This is a genomic window from Bradyrhizobium sp. P2_E8 (genome assembly GCF_056403875.1).
In genome coordinates this window covers 1-2,852 of the sequence record NZ_JBFUES010000948.1, presented here as the reverse complement: position 1 = coordinate 2,852, position 2,852 = coordinate 1, and the positions used below count along the sequence as shown (strand labels likewise).

Genomic DNA, 2,852 nt, shown 5'->3' with positions numbered 1-2,852 from the left:
GCCTTATAGGCCGCCAACCCACCGAAATGAAGAGGCTCTACGACTTTAAGGTAACACAGTAATGCCTCGGGCCTAGATGTCAGGCATCGTTAACCCTGACTTCATTCCGGACTGCGAAAATAATGTCCGACCGTCCCCCGACAAGAGAGACCTGATGGCGTTCGGACTATTTCGGAAGCGTCTGCCGGACATGGCTGCGCCTGCGGCCGCCCCGCAGGTTGCGCAGCCGCCGGCCCATTCCGAGCCCGGCCCGGCCACTGAGGGCGATTCGGCCAGGGAAATCCTGGAACTGCTGGAACTCGAGCTGGGCGCGATGATCCGCCAGCTCGAGCGCGCCGCCAATTCGGTGGCCGGCGGCGCCGAAGCGACCGCCGTGACCCTTGCGGCCATTCGCGACCGCACCGACGCCCTGACCGGCCGCACCAACGCCGCGCAGTCGACCGCATCCACCTTCGCCCATGCCGCCGACAAGTTCACCCAGTCCGCCCAAGGCATCGGGGCGCAGGTTCGCGAGGCCGGCAAGCTCGCCGACGCGGCCAGTGCCGCAGCGCAGGAAGCCCGCGCCAATGTCGACCGCTTGCGGGAATCCTCCGCCGCCATCGGCAACGTCGTCAATCTGATCGCCCAGATCGCGCGGCAGACGACGCTGCTCGCGCTCAACTCGACCATCGAGGCCGCGCGCGCCGGCGCTGCGGGCAAGGGTTTTGCGGTCGTCGCCACCGAGGTCAAGGCACTCGCGGTGCAGACCCAGGGCGCGACGGAAGAGATCACCAAGAAGATCGACGCGCTCCAGCGCGACGCCGCCGGCTCCGCCGATGCCGTGCACCGCATTTCGCAGGCGATCGAGGCGATCCGCCCGGTCTTCGAGACCGTCAATGGCGCGGTCGCCGAGCAGAACGCCACCACGAGCGAAGTCTCAGGCAATGCCGCCAGCGCGTCGGAGTTCATCGTCTCGGTCGGCCAGAGCGCAGCCGAGATCGATGCCGCAACCAAGGCGGYCGAGACCCATGGCGAGAACGTCGCCAGCGCCGGCAAGGCGGTCACCACCTTCGCACAGAAGCTGAAATCGCGCTGCGCAGTGCTGCTGCGCCAGAGCGAGCACGACGACCGCCGCAAGACCGAGCGCCTCCCCTGCCATCTCAAGTTCGAGAGCGCGCGCGGAGTGATGCCGGTCTACGAGATCGCGATGGACGGCGTGCTGATCGGCGGTGCGGACGCAAGCCGGCTGGCACCGCAAGCGATGATCGAAGGCAGCCTCGAACAGGTCGGCGCCTGCCGCCTGCGCGTCGTCGAGCAATCCAAGGCGGGAGCCCGCGCGCACTTCGTCAATCCCAATGCCGAGCTCCGCGAGAAGATCGAAGACCGGCTGTGGGCGATCCACGAAGAGAACACGGAGTTCGTCACCCGCGCCATGGAAGCGGGCAGCGCGCTGACCGCGATCTTCGAGCAGGCGGTTGCACGCGGCGAGGTCAGGATCGACGACCTGTTCGACACCGACTATGTGGAGATTGCGGGCACCAATCCGCAGCAATACCGCACCAGATATCTGGACTGGGCCGACCGCGCGCTGCCGCCGTTCCAGGAAGCGTTTCTCGCCAAGGAACCGCGCATGGCGTTCTGCGCCATGGTCGACCGCAACGGCTTCCTGCCGGTGCACAACAGGATCTATTCGCATCCGCAGCGGCCGGGCGACGTCGCCTGGAACACGGCCAACTGCCGCAACCGGCGCATTTTCAACGATCCGGCGGGGTTGGCGGCCGCGCGCAACCTGCGCTCGTACCTGGTCCAGAGCTATGCGCGCGACATGGGCAACGGGACCACGGTGATGATGCGCGAAATCGACGTCCCGATCCGCGTGCAGGGCCGGCACTGGGGCGGATTCCGCACCGCTTACAAGCTGTAGTGCACGCTCTCGTGCACTCCTAGGCAAGACGCCGGGCGCGAATCATCCTCTAAGGTCGAAGCTGGACTGGGAATGCCGCGGGAGCCGGCGCACGGCTCTGACTGGAGGACTCTCAAGACATGTCCGTCGCACAACTTGCCGTACTGGACACCGGATCCAACCGGACGCTCGCCGAACGCCTGATCGACCAGCTCGCCGACCGCATCGGCGGCCTCGGCGTGGAGCTCGCCGACATTGCCGGCAACGTCCAGGAAGTCGCAAACCGCGTCGCGAACCAGTCGGAACGGTTCCATCACCTCCAGGAGACGGCCCAGACGATGGTCTCGGCCAACCACGACATCGCCAATGCGTCGCAGGCTGTGCAAACGACGACGTCCGCTGCGGTCGGCGAGATCGCGCAGTCGCGCGGCGCGGTCGATACCGCCGTCAGCCACATCTCCGAGCTTGTCGCCGCCGTGGGGCGGATCGAAGCGCGCTTGAGCGCGGTGGGCTCGGCGCTGGCGCAGGTGGCAAAGGTATCCGGCTCGATCGAGGCGATCGCKAAACAGACCAATCTGCTCGCTCTCAACGCCACCATCGAGGCAGCGCGGGCCGGCAATGCCGGCCGCGGCTTCGCAGTGGTCGCAAGCGAGGTGAAGAACCTCGCCGAAGCCACCCGCCAGGCCACGCACCAGATCTCCGACACCGTGCGCGATCTCGACGGCCAGATCGAAGGCCTGATCGGCGAGAGCAGCGACGCCTCGCAGCGCGCGAAGACCGCCGGCGAAGGCGCCCAGCAGATTTCCAGCATCATCTCGCGCGTCCAGCAGGGTTTCGCCTCCGTGGAAGCGGAGATCGACAGCGTCGCGCGTGCGGCGACCTCCAATCTCGGCCATTGCGACACCGTCATCAGCGAGCTCAACGAGCTCGCCAAGGGCGTCGACCTCTCCTCGCGCGATCTCAAGAGCGC

At 66.9% G+C, this 2,852-nt stretch carries 2 protein-coding genes; both read left to right on the top strand.

Features of this window, described 5'->3' with window-relative positions:
• Positions 1 to 154: 154 nt before the first annotated feature.
• Positions 155 to 1,903, top strand: coding sequence for a methyl-accepting chemotaxis protein (locus AC1D00_RS34770; protein ID WP_477013797.1), 1,749 nt, complete (start codon positions 155 to 157; stop codon positions 1,901 to 1,903).
• A 119-nt stretch (positions 1,904 to 2,022) separates the two neighbouring features.
• Positions 2,023 to 2,852, top strand: an 830-nt coding sequence (locus AC1D00_RS34765) for a methyl-accepting chemotaxis protein (RefSeq protein ID WP_477013796.1), incomplete at its 3' end; no start/stop codon positions are given.